Genomic DNA, 16,113 nt, shown 5'->3' on the forward strand with positions numbered 1-16,113 from the left:
CACTAACCTCTTAGCTCAAAATGATCCGCATCCTTCCATGCGGGGAATTTCTTACGGTATTCCAGCAACAAATCTGCATCCAAGGTTATAAGTAGCGCTTGTTCTTGAGCACCTAAAAAACCCAGCGTATTTCCTTTAAAATCGTACATCCCCGAGTGCCCTAGGTACTCAATTCCATTTCCGTCTACTCCCACCCTGTTCAATCCCAAGGTATAGCACCAGTTTTCGATCGCTCGGGCTTTAAGCAGCACATCCCAGGCCTGTGCCCGAGAACCCGGCCACGAAGCCACATACAACGACAAATCATAGTCAAATACTCCTTGGGGGTTAACGCGGTTTCTAGACCAGACAGGAAATCGCAGATCGTAACAAATCTGAGGCAATATTTTCCAGCCTTTCAATGTAAAGACAGGTTGTTCGGTTCCCATGGAAAAATAACCGTCCTCCCCAGCCATGCGAAACAGGTGCCGTTTATCATAGTGCAGCAATTCCCCTTCGGGGGTAGCCCAAAGTAATCGGTTAAAATATCGTCCCTCCTGCCGTACAATTACACTTCCTGTTACCACTGCCTTGGTCTGTGCAGCCATAGCACTCAGCCACCTGCACGCATCCAAATTCATCGGCTCGCCCATACTGTCCACATCGGTGGTAAATCCGGTGGTAAACATTTCGGGAAGTACGATCAGATCCACCTCCTCGCCAATCTGCCAAATTTTCTCCTCAAACATGGCCAGATTTGCAGCTTTGTCATGCCAGTATATCTCAGACTGTATGGCGGCTACTTTTAGATCTTTCATGGGGGGGTGGGGTGGTTAAGTTCACATAAAAAGTAACGGGGACTATCCGCCATATCACATAGGGTAAAGCATCCGGTAATCAGTGGGTACCTTCCCTTTACTGATATCGATCAGCTTACTCTTGACCATACGCTTCTTCAGTCCCTTTAGGTAGTCAACAAATAGAATCCCCTCCAAGTGGTCGTATTCGTGCTGGATCACCCGAGCGGTTAATCCAGAAAACTCTTCTTCCTTTAGGTTCCAGTTTTCATCGTAGTATTCGAGGGTCAGTTTTTCCGGGCGGATGATTTCCGCCCTAACTTCTGGAATACTCAGGCACCCCTCCTCAAATACATACTCGTCACCGTATTCGTCAAGAATGATAGGGTTAATGAACGCACGGCGAATGCCCTTTTCCTCCGAATCCTCGTCCAGCATCAAGCTGCTATCGATCACGAACAGGCGAATGCCTTTATTTATCTGAGGTGCGGCGAGTCCTACACCGTTTGCATGCTCCATGGTAGAAAACATGTCTTTGATAAGAGGCTTCATATCTTCGCCTTCTACAATATCAACCGCCTCCTTCTTTAGGATTGGGTTTCCGTACGCGACAATCGGATATATCATTTTCTTTCTAAATACGTCTGCAAAATAATGGCTGCGCTGATTTTGTCCAAGTTGCCAGCTTTCTCCATTCTATCCTTCTTTTTACTGCCCATGGTGATCATGGACTGCATGGCTATTTTCGAGGTAAAGCGCTCATCCACCAGTACCACCTCCTTGTGGGGAAATACCTTAATTAGCCTCTTTTGGGTCTGAAGCACCTGCTGAGTCATTTGGGTATCGACGCCCGTAAGGGATTTAGGGTATCCCAATACGATGGTATCTACTTCCTCCACTCGGAAGTAGTTCTCCAAATACGCAAACAAGGTATGGGTAGGAATCGTTTCAAGGGGATTCGCAACGAGTTGCAATCGATCCGTAACTGCCAAACCTGTTCGTTTGGTTCCCAGATCTATGGCTATCACGCGCCCCATCAGTTGGATTTGATCTTTTGAAGGAGGGTTCGTTTAACTGCTTTTTCCAATTCTACAGCTTTGGGAAAAAGCAGGTCGTTTTCAATTTTGGCATGGATGATTAACTCCCTTTCCAGTTTTTGCAGCTCATAGTACAAGACTTTGATTGCGATTGGAGCGCCCCTTTCCAGCGTGTAATTAGAGGTAAGCTTCCGAATGCCTTCCATTTCATCGTCGTGGGCTTCGTGTTCTTCGGCAAGCTCAATAATAGAGGCCACCTCAAATACCTTGATTGCCTCATGTAGTGGCAACCGGTTACGTTCTATTTCCTGCAAAAATTGGATGCGCTCAAACAAGGTATCTTCTTCCTCGTGAATGTGGTGTATAAAATCATCTGCAAACAGGGGAAACATAAGTCTAAGATCCGAAAGAAGGGAATCAAAAGAGGGTTCTGCCTGTATGCCCGACACCATACTGGAAAGAAATGGCAATTCCCGGCGCATAAAATACCGGTGTTTTTTCTTCAAATATCCCACCAGCACCTCAATGGGGTGCAAATAAAGCTCCTCGGGAGTTGGATCGGTGGACAAGGCCCAGCTTTCCAGTTCTGCCACTACCTGAGAGGGGTTTACTTTAAACTTCGAACAAACCTCCTCCAAGGAATTTCGCTCATACTGAAAAAAGCTGATCCCAAAGTAGTGAAGCACCGCCGCAAAAACGTGGTTTTCACGTACCAAGTCTCCAATCGACTGTTTGAATATGTTACCGGATAACCCCATTCATACAAAAGTACAAATTTTTTGACGCAAAAAAGGCGTAATCTAGGATCGAAATTTAATTTGTTGCGTTAGACTAAACGAAACACCTTTAATATCGGTTTAATTGTATAAATGGATAATTTCTACGTAATTTATGAGTCGCAGTGATATCCTATTAAAAATCCTAACTTAGTAAGTAACGTGAGCGAAGTAAGAAACACGAAAGCGCAAATACGGCTTCCCATTCTGCTTTCCATCGGTGTAGCCGCGGGAATATGGTTTGGGGCCACTTTCGCCGAACCCAAAAATGACAGGAATGATCTGAAGTCTGCCATATACAAACTCCAAGAAATCATCACCTACATAAACCGTGACTACGTGGACAGCGTAAACACCAACGAACTGGTGGAGTACGGCATTGAAAAAATGCTCAATAAATTGGATCCGCATTCGAGCTATATCACTGCCAAGGACGCGAAATTGGCCAAATCCCAACTGGAAGGTGAATTTGACGGAATAGGTATTGAGTTTGGAATCCTTCGAGACACCATCTATGTGGTATCCCCACTCACGGGTGGTCCCTCCGAAAAACTCGGACTGTTGCCCGGGGATCAGATAGTAACCGTGGATGGAAAAACCGTAGCTGGCATCGGTGTCACCACCCGGGATGTTTTTGACCTGCTGAGAGGGCCTAAAGGCAGCGTGGTGGATATTGGAATTAAGCGAAAAAACAATCAAGACCTGTTGGATTTTTCCATCACCAGGGACAAGATCCCACAGTATTCTGTGAATGCTTCCTACATGATTGACGAGGAGGTGGGTTATATCAAAATCACCCGATTTGCAGCAAACACCCACGAAGAATTCCGAAATGCCCTGATAGATCTCAAGGCCCAAGGGATGACCAAACTGATGCTTGATCTACAGGGCAATCCTGGAGGCTATATGGGTGCGGCCATCAATATAGCCGATGAACTGCTGAGCAATGAAGCGGTTATCGTATCCCAAGAGGGTAAATTGAAGCGATATAATCAAAAAGCGCGAGCGCTTAGGCCAGGTGCGTTTGAGGATGGCTCCATTGTCATCTTAATCAACGAAGGCAGTGCTTCGGCCTCCGAGATCGTGGCAGGTGCGATTCAGGACAACGACCGTGGACTGATAGTGGGTCGCAGATCCTTTGGCAAGGGGCTGGTACAAATGCCGATAGACTTGTCCGACGGAGCAGAACTCCGGCTGACGATTGCCCGATACTACACCCCATCCGGCCGATCCATTCAGAAGCCCTACGGCGAAGACGAAGATGACTACGGCATGGATTACTTCCGAAGATTGGAACACGGAGAATTCTTCACTGCGGATTCCATTTCCTTCAATGACAGCCTGAAATACGAAACCGTAAAAGGGCGTACGGTGTATGGAGGAGGAGGCATCATGCCCGATTACTTTGTACCCATGGATACTACCATGTCCAGCCCCTATGTGAACCGGTTGTTTAACTCGGAAGCTTGGAGAGAATTTATTTTGGATTACCTAGACAAAAACAAGAAAATTTATGCTAACATGACATTTGACGACTATTATCACAAATACGAAGTCTCTGATGCCATGCTCAACGAGTTGATCAAGGTAGGCGAAAAAAACAAGGTTAAATTTGTTGAAAAAGACTTTAACAAATCGAAACCCTACCTTAAAACACTCATTAAAGCCCATATGGGACGAAATCTCTTCGATGAAAACGCTTTTTACCAAGTGATAAATGACATCAACGAAGTGTATCAACAGGGCTTAAATCTCTTTGAAGAAGCTTCAGACCTAGCCTCAATAAATTGATCAAGGCACATCATGAACCCTAGCAAAGGTCGGAACAGTTCGGTTCCGACCTTTTTTTGTGGTTGATCCCGGTTTTTTTTTGCTATATTCGACATGGAAAACCTATTCCGGCAAACCCAAAATCAGCCAAAAATGAACCATTCATTCACCTGTTTTACCTTATTATTGCTTGCATCCATCATGACTGTGAACGGACAAACCAGAATTAACCACGTAGCCATTTACGCTAAGGACATCAAAGCCAGCGGAGCGTTTTATGAAAATATCGTCGGGTTAAAAGAAATTGAAGAGCCCTTTAAGGACGGGCTACATATTTGGTATGACATGGGTCTGGGCACCTCCCTGCATGTGATTGCCAGAGAACATCCCTGGACCAATCCAAGCATTGTGAAAGACAACCATCTGTGCTTCAGTGTTGCAGATTTGGATGGTTTCATTGCGCAATTGGTGGAGAAAAAAATCCCCTATGAAGATGCCCGCGGCAACCCATCGACCATAAATATCCGGCCAGACGGCATCCGTCAGATCTACATTCAGGATCCCAGTGGATACTGGTTGGAGATCAATGATGAATATTGAGTACGATAAGCTACAAAGCATTAAAAAACCCCGGCCACTACTGTGCGGCTGGGGTTTTTAATACAGGCATACTGGCTTATTCGTAGATTCGGTTAGGCCAACTATCATTTCCAAGGTTGATATCCGGAAGTATCTTATCCGGATCCAATACCACTTTGGTGACCTGTTTGTCTGTACGGTGCAGGTAGTTCCACTCATCGCCCCGCTGCCATATTTCGACCGGTAACTTCACCCGCTCAGTGGAATCATCCGAATAGGTGATTTCCATCCAAACCGGCATAGGTACGCCGCCTTTATTGGCCAGCATCACCACAAAGTTTCCACCATAAGACACTACATTTTCAACCGCCAGGTCAATGTTATCTGTTCCATAGAACCAGCTCTTCCAAAACCAACTCAAGTTCTCACCTGCCACATTTTCCATCAAATTAAAAAAATCATTTGGCTGTGGGTGTTTGTATGCCCAGGCCTCCATGTAAGCCTTAAAGGCATAATCAAATCTTTCTGGCTCGAGAATGTATTCTCTCAACATTAACAACCCTATTGCGGGTTTCATATAAGCGATCATTCCCAAATTTGACGTATTGGCGACATCGGGATAGGTATCTATTCCCTCTCTTGCTGGATTGGAAAACCAATTGAGGTACCTGCGGGTCTGATTGAGGTTGGAACCATATTCACCATCGTTGAATTCCAAGCTGCTGTAGTGATTGATAAAGGTGTTAAACCCCTCATCCATCCATGCATATCGCCGCTCATTCGTACCCACGATCATGGGAAACCAGTTATGGCCAAACTCATGATCTGTCACACCCCAGAGGGATTCCCCTTTGCTTTTGTAGCTACAGAAGTTAAGACCTGGATATTCCATCCCATTGATGTCAGCCGCAACATTTACCGCAACTGGATAGGGATACTCGTACCAGCGAGCAGAGTAATGCTCTATGGATGCTTTCGAGTATTCTGTAGAGCGTCCCCATGCCTCCTGCCCATCGCTTTCAATGGGGTAGGCTGATTGAGCCATGGCTTTTTTGCCGCTTGGGAGGTCTATCTTTGCCGCATCCCAAATAAATGCCTTGGAACTGGCAAATGCTACATCACGGGCATTCTCTATCCTAAAGTGCCAGGTAAGTGTACCTTCCTGCTTAGGACGGGAAATTTGGGGATTCTTTAGCTCATCTGGCCTGACAATATATACCGTCGTATCGCTACGCGCCGCCAAACTCAGTCTATCCTGTTGCTCCTTGGTCAGCACCTCTTTGGGATTTAACAGCTCCCCAGAACCAACCACAATATGGTCATACGGTACCGTTACCTTGTATTCAAAATCCCCGTAGCCTAAATAAAACTCACCAGCACCTAAATAGGGTTCTATATTCCATCCCTCCACGTCGTCAAACACGGCCACTTTAGGGTACCACTGCGCTAGGGCATAGATGGTGCCGTCCTTTACAGAGAGTCGGCCCATCCGATCCATGCCCTTCTGAGGGATTTTGAACTCAAAATCCATGGAAATAACCGCTTGTCCACCCTTTGCCGGAATTGGCTCATCCAAAACCACCTGCATTCGCGTATCTGTAATCCGGTAGGTGTTGGATACACGGCTGTTCCGCTTGCTCACCTGAGCTGTCACGTTCTGAATAGTATAGCCTCCATCCATATCGCCATTGTATCGGTTTCCCTGAATGGGGGTTGTCAGCGTGCCTCGGGAGTCAGGTGTAAAGCGATTTTGCTCTAGGTGCAGCCACACAAATGGTAGCTCCTCAGGACTGTTGTTGATGTAGGTAATAGCGACCTTCCCTTTGAGGACATGGGAGTTTTCATCAATCTCCGCTTCCAGCACGTAATTTGCCCCATTTTGCCAATACGCCGGACCCGGCTTGCCCGAAGCAGTTCGGTGGATCGAACCCTGTCGGTAGGTAAATTCATTGAAAAGTTCCTGATTGGTTTCCGAAGGACTTTGTGCATACAGCCCCGAATGACACGTCAGTACGCAGACCACCAGCCACATTGCTGCCACTAATTTTCTCATAGATTCCTTGATTTAGTTTCCGCTAAATTAAGAAGTCCTTGGTAAAGGAAAAAACAGCGTCTGCACCGCACTTGGCAAACAGGGTAAAAATAAGGCGAAAAATGCGGGAACGAAGGGTCGCAAAGAAATGCCATCCCTTATACATTTCAAAGACATCCCAAAAAAACATTATTTTTTTTGGAAAGCCTTGAATTTTTGAAATTATCAAAAGTTATTTGTTTTGAATTTAACCTAACCTTAATGACAAAATTCTGTTTACTTGCATTTGCCTGTGTGCAGCTGGGACAGTTGTATGCGCAGGAAGACAGCACCATGGTGGCGTTAGACGAAGTGGTGATAAAGGAAAACCGATTGGAAATTCCCTTTGCCAAGAGCTCCCGAAACATCACCATCATTCACAAACCCGAACTTGAAACCGCGCCGGCGAGAAGCCTTCAAGAAGTCCTTTCTTTTACTCCGGGAGTAGACGTACGTCAACGTGGCGTCAGTGGCGTACAAGCGGACGTGGGGATACGCGGGGGATCCTTTGAACAGACCCTAGTGCTGGTGAACGGCATCAAACTGACAGATCCACAAACCGGCCATCACATGATGAACATCCCCGTTCCGCTGGGCAGCATTGACCGGGTGGATATCCTAAAAGGCCCGGCCTCCCGAATCTATGGTCAAAATGCCTACACGGGCGCAATCAATATCGTTACCACCTTGCCAGATGAGAAAGGAATACAGGCCGGATTGTACGGCGGAGATTTTGGAATGCGGGGCGGAAACGTGCAGCTTGCTTTGCCCGTTGGGAAATTCCGGCAAAGTCTTGCTGTCTCCCACGATGCATCCAACGGACACTGGTACAATTCAGACTACCAAGTAAACAACATCTTCTACGAAGGTGGCGTGGCACTAAATGATGCGCACGAGGTCAAGACCATGTTGGCATTTACCTCCCGGGATTTCGGAGCAAATGGGTTTTACTCCAGTACTTTCCCAGACCAATGGGAAAGCATTCAGACCTACTTGGGCGCCATCAGCCACACCTATGAGAAAAACAACCTTTGGATTAATTCCAGGGCCTATTGGAGACGCAACGAAGACGAATTCAGGCTCTACCGGGAAGATCCCGCATTCTTTCAAAATATCCATACCACCGACATCACTGCTTTGGAAATCAATGGGCGGTACGAGTCTTCGGCGGGTACTTCCGGATTCGGCGCAGAAGGCCGAACCGAAAAGATCGACAGCAACAACTTGGGAAGACGTGAACGCACCCTTTTGGGGATATTTGCAGAACACCGCATCCATTTTCTGACAAACGGAGACATACGCGCAGGCGTCTACTCGAATTACTATTCGGAATATGGATGGCGTCATTTTCCGGGCGCAGAGATCGGCTACCAAGTAAGCGAAATCATGCGGATCTATGGCAACTATGGTGTCAGCTTTCGCATTCCTACCTACACAGATTTGTACTATGTGGGACCAACCAACATAGGAAACGATGCACTGGAACCGGAAAAAGCGGTCAACTACGAGATGGGCATCAAACTGGGTGGCTCAAACTTACGGGCAGAACTCGTTTACTTTAACCGCCACACCAATAACCTCATCGAATGGGCCCGGGCAGACGCTGCAGATCCCTGGCAGCCTCAAAACTTCAATGAGGTAACTTTCCAAGGACTGGAAGCTGGCTTAATGTACAAGTTTTACCCCGCTGAGAACGGGCTACGCATAGAAGAAATTTCAGCCTCCTACAATTTCATCGATGCCAACCTAGTGGAACGGGAAGGACAGGAAACCCGATATGCATTGAATGCGCTAAGGCACCAGGTCATTGGAGGAGTGCGAGCTTCCTATGGACAACAGGTGGAACTAAACTTAAAAGCAAGGTACATGGAGCGTATGATGCTCGATCCTTATTTTCTGCTGGACGCCCGGGTAGATGTGCATCGGATGAAAAAGGTCGGCTATTTTGCCGAATGCTCCAATATCTCAAACGCCGAATACATCGAAGCAGGAACCGTCCAAATGCCCGGTCGGTGGTTTAGAGCAGGCATCAATTTCCGGATGAAGTAATGCACCCCGGCTGCCATAGACACATTGGCCTCGCAAGTGCCTTCCCTAAGCAAAACCTCCCCAACTACATGTAACAGTTGGGGAGGTTCCATACCGTGGTATCGACACGCTTGATTAGAATTCCGTACAATCGGCTTATTTGGAGGATTCGACCCGTATGCTTTCCAGTTCGATCTCAGAGAGCAACTCCAACTCCCCATTTCGATAGAGCATTTCCAAGTCCTCGAGTGGCGTGTGTTTATCTTTGGGTTTATAGTTTTCGTAATCTTGAAGGATCAATCCACCAACCTTGTGCCGCTTGGTTGCCTTTCGAAACCTTACCCCACCCCCGTCGGTGTGGTACAAGTAGGCTAAATAATCCACTGTATGGGTATCTCGGTTGATCCAATACAGAAATTCATCGTCAAAATCTTCTCCACCACCCTCTTCGGAAAAGGTAACCTTCACCAAGTGGTAGCCCGTTCCGTCAAGCTCCGTTTCACCCAAATAGGCTTTGTACACTGCCGGATCATTTAATCCATAAGGTAGAAAGGCAAAATAGGCTACAGAATTGACGGAGTTGGTGAAAGCCCTAACACGCTCCTCCGGCAGTTGCACAACTTGCCCGTCCACCGTTCGGACAAAACCCGTGTTGTCCAAGACATCGCGTACAAATCCGGTGGAATCCGAAAACCCTCTTACGTAGCGAAAGGCATTGGGCGATTTAAAAATTTCATAGGCCCGGTCCCTAAAGTCAAAATAGATGATACTTTTCTCAAATGCTTTTCCCCCATGGACCTCAATCGCCGCATCTACCAGCTTTTCTGCTTCTGTACGGGATTGGCAGGCTATGACTGTCACGATGAACCATGCAGCTGCTACAAAGCCCGATAAACCGAAGCCCTTCCTTTCACTAGTCTTTTTGGTAGTTGAATGCATCTGATTTGTATGTTTTTTTACGTTAAATGAACCCTACCCTTGCTTTCATTTGCAACCACTTTCGGTTGTTCACGTTGCCATTTCTCAGAAATCGGCAACTTTAAAACCCTGCAACCTCTTCCTTATCCACTTCACGGCGCGATCGACGATTTGGAATTGACGCCAAGCTCACCACCCAGAATCCGACTGCTAACATACTGTGAAAAAGCAACATTTCATAGGTTTGTACGAAGATAGACACAAACACTACCACTGTGAACAAGCAGGCCATACCGAGCTCCATGTAGGTTCCTAACGAAACGGAGGGTTCATGATACTTGTTTTTTCTCCAGGCATTCCGATTTTTCTTCAAATTGTATTTGGGCGTGCGTACAAAGGCGGTTTTTCGGCCCCAAAGACCCTGCCATACGGCGTGGGCGTTGTGGACAGACAGTCCCATGGATACCGAGAGAAAAAGGGGCAATTCCCAAAGAAATCTCCCAAGGGATTTCCACGAATACTTTTTCAGGGACAGATTCCCTACCAAGTACACCGCGGCAATAACCACAAATCCCAAAAGGAACACCACTGCCCCACGAAAATAGTACGCCGGTAACCAATCTTGGTAAAAAGCCCACCAAATAGGAATACTACAGAGACTCCCCACCAAAATCGCAATGAAGACGGCGGAATTTAAGAGGTGTGCCGTGGCGTGCAACCGCACGCGGAGAGGCAAGCCAGCATGCCAAACCTGCCTGAGGTGTTTAACGGCACATTCTGCACCACCTTTGGTCCAGCGGAATTGCTGGGACTTGATGGCCGACATCACGGGGGGCAGCTCAGCCGGTGATGCGATGTCTGATCGATACACAAACTTCCAGTTTCGCTGCTGGGCCCGATAACTAAGATCCAGGTCTTCTGTCAGGGTGTCCGACTCCCAGTTACCGGCATCAAGTATACAAGCCTTTCTCCATATGCCACCTGTCCCATTGAAGTTGATAAATGCCCCCAAAGCGTTCCTACCCGTCTGCTCCACGATGAAATGAGTATCAAGGGCAAATGCCTGAAGGCGGGTGAGCAGGGAAAAATCCTCGTTGAGGTGCGTCCACCGACTTTGAACCATCCCAACCTCGGGATCTTCGAAATGGGGAATTGTTTTACGGATAAAATCCGGATCTGGAACAAAATCGGCGTCAAACACAGCTATGTACTCGCCTGTTGCGGTTTCCAATCCGGCCTTGAGTGCCCCTGCCTTAAAACCCGCACGGTTAGACCGATGGAGGTAGGCAAAATGCACTTGGGGATACTTGGAAATCTGTCGCTGAATAATCTCGGAGGTCACATCTGTGCTGTCGTCCAAGATTTGTATTTCGAGCTTTTCCGCCGGATAATTCAAATGAGCAACCGCTCTAAGTAGTCGCTTGACAACGTATTGCTCGTTGTAAATTGGCAGCTGAACCGTCACCAGCGGCAGTTCCTCCTCAGATAATGCCTCTGGCAGAGGGGAAGGATGCGCACTGCGTCGAAGAAACGAGAACACAAGATGTGCCTGAGTCAAACTGTAAAACAGCACAAAGCACATGGCCATCAAATAAACCCCTAAGACGATGTAAATAAACAGCATTAGGATTTGACAGTGATGGATTGGTTGCCGATGATTATGGGGTTGTCCTGGATCCTGTCCTTTTCGGATTTGTTCTCCAATTTTAGCACACCGCGAGGACACACGGATGCACATACGCCGCAGCCAACGCAGGATGCCCGAACAATATTTTGTCCGCGCTGCGCATACCAGCGTACATCGATACCCATTTCACAGTAGGTCGAACAATTTCCGCAGGAAATGCACTGCCCTCCGTTGGTCGTAATCCTGAACCGGGATTTAAAGCGCTGTACGATCCCCAAATAGGCCGCCAAAGGACAGCCAAAACGGCACCACACCCGGTTGCCCATCAGCGGATAGAATCCCGTACCAATGACACCCGCAAACGCAGACCCGATCATAAACCCGTATGCAGCATGCACCTGATTGGTGGCATCCTGAAGCAATTGAAACTCCATGGCGTAATTAATCAGGGTCAGCGCCGTCATAAAAACTGCAAAAACCAACACGCCGTGCACCAGGTATCTTTCGATTTTCCAAGCTTTCAAAGATTTATCCGACAGTTGCCGATAAGGATCGCCCAAGGTTTCAGCAAGGCCTCCACAGCCACAAACCCACGAACAATACCAGCGCTTGCCGTAGAAGTAAGTGATAACAGGTACCCCGACAATGATCAGCAAAACACCCCAAAACAGCATAAACAGCCCCAAGGTACCGGACGCCATCATCCCATCTAAACGGTAATCGAAAAAGAAGGTGTAATCCAGCGGCCAGATATTTTTAAAATCATGCCAAGGCTTGTTGAACCAAACGAGAATTTCCGGAATAAGGAAGGCAAAAGAAAGCTGAAAGAACATTACCGATGCGGTACGAATGAGCTGGTACCGGTTCCCTTTGTACTTTCTAAACATCCGGACACCCATCACCAAAATCGCCAGGGTGTAGACAACCCCATATAAAAACCACTGACTCGCGGGATTACCCGATAGGGCCATACTTAAGGGATCGACCATAAGGACAAGGTTAGTAAGATACTCCGGAAACCAATACAATATCACGTAAAATGCTATCAACCAAGATCCGGTAATGATGCCAAGCAAGCCGCGGGACTTCATGGAAGAGAAATAAATCCCATCGTGCTTAATGCCTGCGGGTTGGCGGCGATACATGGGAAGTATATATAGCAGTGCTCCCACGGCTCCCAACACCAACGTCAGGAAAAAATACAATAAAGGACGCTGAGAGACCGGACCCTCTGCCGCGGCCTTGGTCAGGGTAAAGGCATAGTCATCCCAAATCACTTCATCCCAACGCTCAGCAGCCTTGAGTTCGTCGTTATAAGTATCAAAATGCTCGTTAAACGCACGAACAAAAGCTACATTAGAGGTATACTCTTGCCCGTATAGGGGTGCTAAAATCCCCCCCAGTATTTCCCGATGCGCTTCCTTCACATACTGATCCACCAAATCGGGACTCAGCCGGTAAGAGCCTACAAAAGGGAGCACCGTAAATAACGACAGCGCCAGTATAAAGACTGCCAGTCCGGCCCGTTGAATCATTTTCATACTTAGTTCCCAAACACCCATTGAACCCATGATCTTCTGCTTCTTGAAACCGTCAAACCGGTTTGTTTTGTAAATGCCTTGCGTACCGACTCGCAACTATGGCGGTAAAATTCCGAATTAAAACTAGCCTCCTCCAAGCTCTCCAGAACTTGCTCCGCGGTCCATCCTTTGCTGATGGCATCGTCAAAGAATACATGATCTAGGCGCCAGCCTATGGCATGGATGCCCACCAACACCCGAGTACCGGCACGGTAAATCATGCGCATGGCTACCGGATCTTTTTCATGTTGCCAATAAAACGTTTCCAACCCCTCTTCCTGTCCGTTGGGAACTGATCCATACACCTGGTATTCCAGATCGAAAAACTTGGCCGAATTAAACCAATGCCCCGGCTGGTAGGGCCGTCGTTGGGATTTACCCAGGTTAGTCCCGAGGGTTTCTCCGTGCATCCTACCGGTGTACCAGACCTGTTCAATTTTCTTCCTCTCAGGGCTTGGCGCTTCTCGGAATTCCGCACAATCCCCCACCGCGTACACATCGGGAATACTCGTTTCGAAATAAGCGTTCACCAAAATACCACGTCCCATCTCTAAGGCGCCTCCATCACCAGCGTCTGTTCGTAGAAACTGAATATTTGGCTCGACACCGACTGTGAGTCCGACAAAGTCACAGGGGATGATTTCTCCGGCTTTCGTCTTTATGCTTGAGACCCTACCTCCTTCGCCTGGAATTACTTGCTCCAGCTCCGTATTTAGGCGTAGATCAACTCCATGTTGTTTAATATGGCTCCCAATCAACTCGCCCTCTTCTCTTGGAAGCACATTGCCCCAAAAATGGGGCTCCCGCACCAGCATCGTGACTGGAATAGCCCTAGAACGCAGCATCTCTGCCAGTTCCACACCAATTAATCCCCCTCCTACGATCACTGCATGTTTGGCCGAGCGGGTATTTTGTTCCAATAAGGCTAGGTCCTGAAGTGAGTACAGGCCCTGCACACCGGGAAGATCCTGCCCCTCCCATCCATAGGCTGCGGGTTTTGAACCTGTCGCCAGGACCAACACATCATATGGCATGCGGCTGCCCTCTTCGAGCACCAGCTCTTTAGTGTCAAATGCCACCTGCGACACCCAAGCTTTAGACAGATTGATCCGGTTTTTCTCCCAGAACCAATCCTCGTACGGCTTGGTATGCTCCCACTTCATGTGTCCCATATACACATACATCAAGGCCGTCCGGGAATAGAAATAGACCGACTCACCCGACACAACGGTGATGGAAACCTGCCCGTTATATTTGCGGATATATCGGGCGCAGGTAACTCCCGAGATGCCGTTTCCCAAGATGACGATATGCTTGTTTCTTTCACTCATTTAAATTCCAGTCATAGGGTAAGTATCCAATGCGGGCGTCAGAGTGGATCTTTACGTCGGCATAACGGTTTAAAAAGTCAATCAGGCTGCCGGACTTGGTAAAATCTCCCTTGAACCAAGAGAAAATCTCTGAAATCTCCACCCTCCGCGATTGGATTCGGTTCCGCGTAGGATCATTGATGAACCGCCGGGCTGCCTGCTCCAACTGCTCTTCCAGCCGATCTGCGGTATACGCCTCTCTGGCCAAAGCCGGACAGGATATAGAGGCACAATTGATGGCAAAATGGATGCGCGGCTCCTCGAATTCCTTGCGCAAAATCGCATGCTCAATTTCATCCAACGAGGCCTTCTGACCGCCAATCTCAAAAAACTCCAAATGCCATACGGTTTGGACGAGCGGAATGCTCAGTTTTGGCCCAATATCCCGTATACTTTTGACAGGGTAATGGTCGATAATCAGCTTAACGGTGAACGCATTGTACGCATTGATCCAATACGCTAGTTGTTCGGCCTCCGACCAAGTCTGCCGATCTGGGGCCTGCTCGCTAAGCAAGGCTAGGTACTCTTCCAATTGGGCTCTATCTGCCCTGAATCCGGCATAGTCCACGCTACCGGCTTCACTGACATGCTTCTGAAGTAGTTTATCAAATAGCGCATGACTGGGGGGACTGGTACCTTGCTGTCCCAGTGACGAACTGCCACAGGCGGGGGGAAGCCACAAAAGCCATATTGAAAGGAATAATTTCACCATAACCAAAATTACCAATCTAACCGGACATATGGGCCAATTAATAAACCTTTTGCGCATTCTTTACCCAAATTCCCCAGGAACGGCTGTAGGCATGTACCTTTCGCGTAGGCCCTATTTTGTCATAGACCGGCAACCCCTCGTTTACCCAATGAAAAATCCCCCCATACAGGTTATATACTTCTTGAAAGCCCGCCTGTTTCAAACGTTTGCCGATATCTTGACTCCTGGCTCCGATAGAGCAATAGACTACGAGGGGTGTATCTTTTGGCGTGTTTCCCAATGCCGTAATCTCAAAGGATTCGTACCCCACCCACTTGGCATCCTGTAGGTGGCTGACTTCATACTCCGACCTTTCCCGCGTGTCCAGCAGTACCGCCTTTTGCAGCAGTTCCTCATTTTCGGGATACACAATTGGAAAATCGGTATCATAGTACGCTTTCAACAGCGTACGGTAAGCCAGGCTTTGTCCGTTCACCTGTGCAGACAACATCCACATAGCTGAGAAGAAAAGTACAACACTTAAGGTCTTTATCATTGGAAAGAAACTAACCTGATTCTTTTTACTAGGAGCCAGTTGCTATATACCACACCAACCAGCGCTAGCTAATTGTTGGAACAACTTACTTGAACGGATAGTTTATTCTTCCAATTTTCTCCTCACCGATTGGATGCTTTTTACGGAATCTCATGCAAAGCAAGTACTGAACAGAGCCTTCACATGCCCATTCTTATTTTGGATATGCTGACAGATTGAACGTTACACAAAGACATCGCGTCCAACACCAATAGTTCCGGACACCACAAGCCTTTACTCGCGTTGGAAAGTCATGAAGGAAAGATTCACGGATCCCCGCATGACTCTTTTTAAG

14 protein-coding genes are annotated in these 16,113 nt (G+C 47.7%); 3 read left to right on the forward strand and 11 right to left on the reverse strand.

Annotated features, from left to right (window positions below; all coding sequences use genetic code 11):
• Window positions 1–2: 2 nt before the first annotated feature.
• Genes IAQ59_RS19995 through IAQ59_RS20010 form a run of 4 tightly spaced genes read right to left on the reverse strand, consistent with a single transcriptional unit; the run spans window position 3 to window position 2,571 of the window.
• Window positions 3–797: an amidohydrolase gene (locus IAQ59_RS19995; RefSeq protein WP_209332629.1), complete on the reverse strand. Its 795-nt coding sequence runs from the start codon at window positions 795–797 to the stop codon at window positions 3–5.
• A gap of 54 nt (window positions 798–851) precedes the next feature.
• Window positions 852–1,403: a peptide deformylase gene (gene def / locus IAQ59_RS20000; protein WP_209332630.1), complete on the reverse strand. Its 552-nt coding sequence runs from the start codon at window positions 1,401–1,403 to the stop codon at window positions 852–854.
• Window positions 1,400–1,813 carry a Holliday junction resolvase RuvX gene (gene ruvX, locus IAQ59_RS20005; RefSeq protein ID WP_209332631.1) on the reverse strand — a complete coding sequence of 138 codons (414 nt, stop codon included), beginning with the start codon at window positions 1,811–1,813 and terminating at the stop codon, window positions 1,400–1,402. The genes def and ruvX overlap by 4 nt, the downstream gene beginning before the upstream one ends.
• Window positions 1,813–2,571: a hemerythrin domain-containing protein gene (locus IAQ59_RS20010; RefSeq protein ID WP_209332632.1), complete on the reverse strand. Its 759-nt coding sequence runs from the start codon at window positions 2,569–2,571 to the stop codon at window positions 1,813–1,815. The genes ruvX and IAQ59_RS20010 overlap by 1 nt, the downstream gene beginning before the upstream one ends.
• A 180-nt stretch (window positions 2,572–2,751) precedes the next feature.
• Between IAQ59_RS20010 and IAQ59_RS20015 the strand changes: the two genes are divergently transcribed.
• On the forward strand, window positions 2,752–4,380 hold the full coding sequence (locus tag IAQ59_RS20015) for a S41 family peptidase (protein ID WP_209332633.1): 1,629 nt from the start codon (window positions 2,752–2,754) through the stop codon (window positions 4,378–4,380).
• Window positions 4,381–4,512: 132 nt separating this feature from the next.
• Entirely contained in the window at window positions 4,513–4,959 is a 447-nt protein-coding gene (locus tag IAQ59_RS20020; protein ID WP_209332634.1) for a VOC family protein, read from the forward strand.
• A 76-nt stretch (window positions 4,960–5,035) separates the two neighbouring features.
• Here IAQ59_RS20020 and IAQ59_RS20025 read toward each other — a convergent pair whose 3' ends face one another.
• Window positions 5,036–6,991, reverse strand: a complete 1,956-nt coding sequence (locus IAQ59_RS20025; protein WP_209332635.1) for a M1 family metallopeptidase — start codon at window positions 6,989–6,991, stop codon at window positions 5,036–5,038.
• A 240-nt stretch (window positions 6,992–7,231) separates the two neighbouring features.
• Here IAQ59_RS20025 and IAQ59_RS20030 point away from each other — a divergent pair, with 240 nt between their 5' ends.
• Window positions 7,232–9,058 (forward strand): TonB-dependent receptor plug domain-containing protein, encoded by a 1,827-nt coding sequence (locus IAQ59_RS20030; RefSeq protein WP_209332636.1) that lies wholly within the window; start codon window positions 7,232–7,234, stop codon window positions 9,056–9,058.
• A gap of 135 nt (window positions 9,059–9,193) precedes the next feature.
• On the opposite strand, the gene IAQ59_RS20035 is transcribed toward IAQ59_RS20030, so the two are convergent.
• From IAQ59_RS20035 to IAQ59_RS20060, 6 genes are all read right to left on the reverse strand, one after another.
• Window positions 9,194–9,976, reverse strand: a complete 783-nt coding sequence (locus IAQ59_RS20035; protein WP_245189734.1) for a DUF6503 family protein — start codon at window positions 9,974–9,976, stop codon at window positions 9,194–9,196.
• A gap of 100 nt (window positions 9,977–10,076) precedes the next feature.
• Entirely contained in the window at window positions 10,077–11,579 is a 1,503-nt protein-coding gene (locus IAQ59_RS20040; protein ID WP_209332637.1) for a glycosyltransferase, read from the reverse strand.
• Window positions 11,579–13,123 (reverse strand): 4Fe-4S binding protein, encoded by a 1,545-nt coding sequence (locus IAQ59_RS20045; protein ID WP_209332638.1) that lies wholly within the window; start codon window positions 13,121–13,123, stop codon window positions 11,579–11,581. Before IAQ59_RS20045 ends, IAQ59_RS20040 begins: the two co-directional genes overlap by 1 nt.
• 2 nt (window positions 13,124–13,125) lie before the next feature.
• Window positions 13,126–14,493 (reverse strand): NAD(P)/FAD-dependent oxidoreductase, encoded by a 1,368-nt coding sequence (locus IAQ59_RS20050; RefSeq protein ID WP_209332639.1) that lies wholly within the window; start codon window positions 14,491–14,493, stop codon window positions 13,126–13,128.
• The gene (locus tag IAQ59_RS20055; protein WP_209332640.1) at window positions 14,486–15,244 is read right to left on the reverse strand and encodes a DUF547 domain-containing protein; all 759 of its coding nucleotides are present in this window, start codon (window positions 15,242–15,244) and stop codon (window positions 14,486–14,488) included. Before IAQ59_RS20055 ends, IAQ59_RS20050 begins: the two co-directional genes overlap by 8 nt.
• 37 nt (window positions 15,245–15,281) lie before the next feature.
• Entirely contained in the window at window positions 15,282–15,779 is a 498-nt protein-coding gene (locus IAQ59_RS20060; RefSeq protein WP_209332641.1) for a rhodanese-like domain-containing protein, read from the reverse strand.
• Window positions 15,780–16,113: the final 334 nt, after the last annotated feature.

Source organism: Lunatimonas salinarum (genome assembly GCF_017811155.1).
Lineage (GTDB): Bacteria > Bacteroidota > Bacteroidia > Cytophagales > Cyclobacteriaceae > Lunatimonas > Lunatimonas salinarum.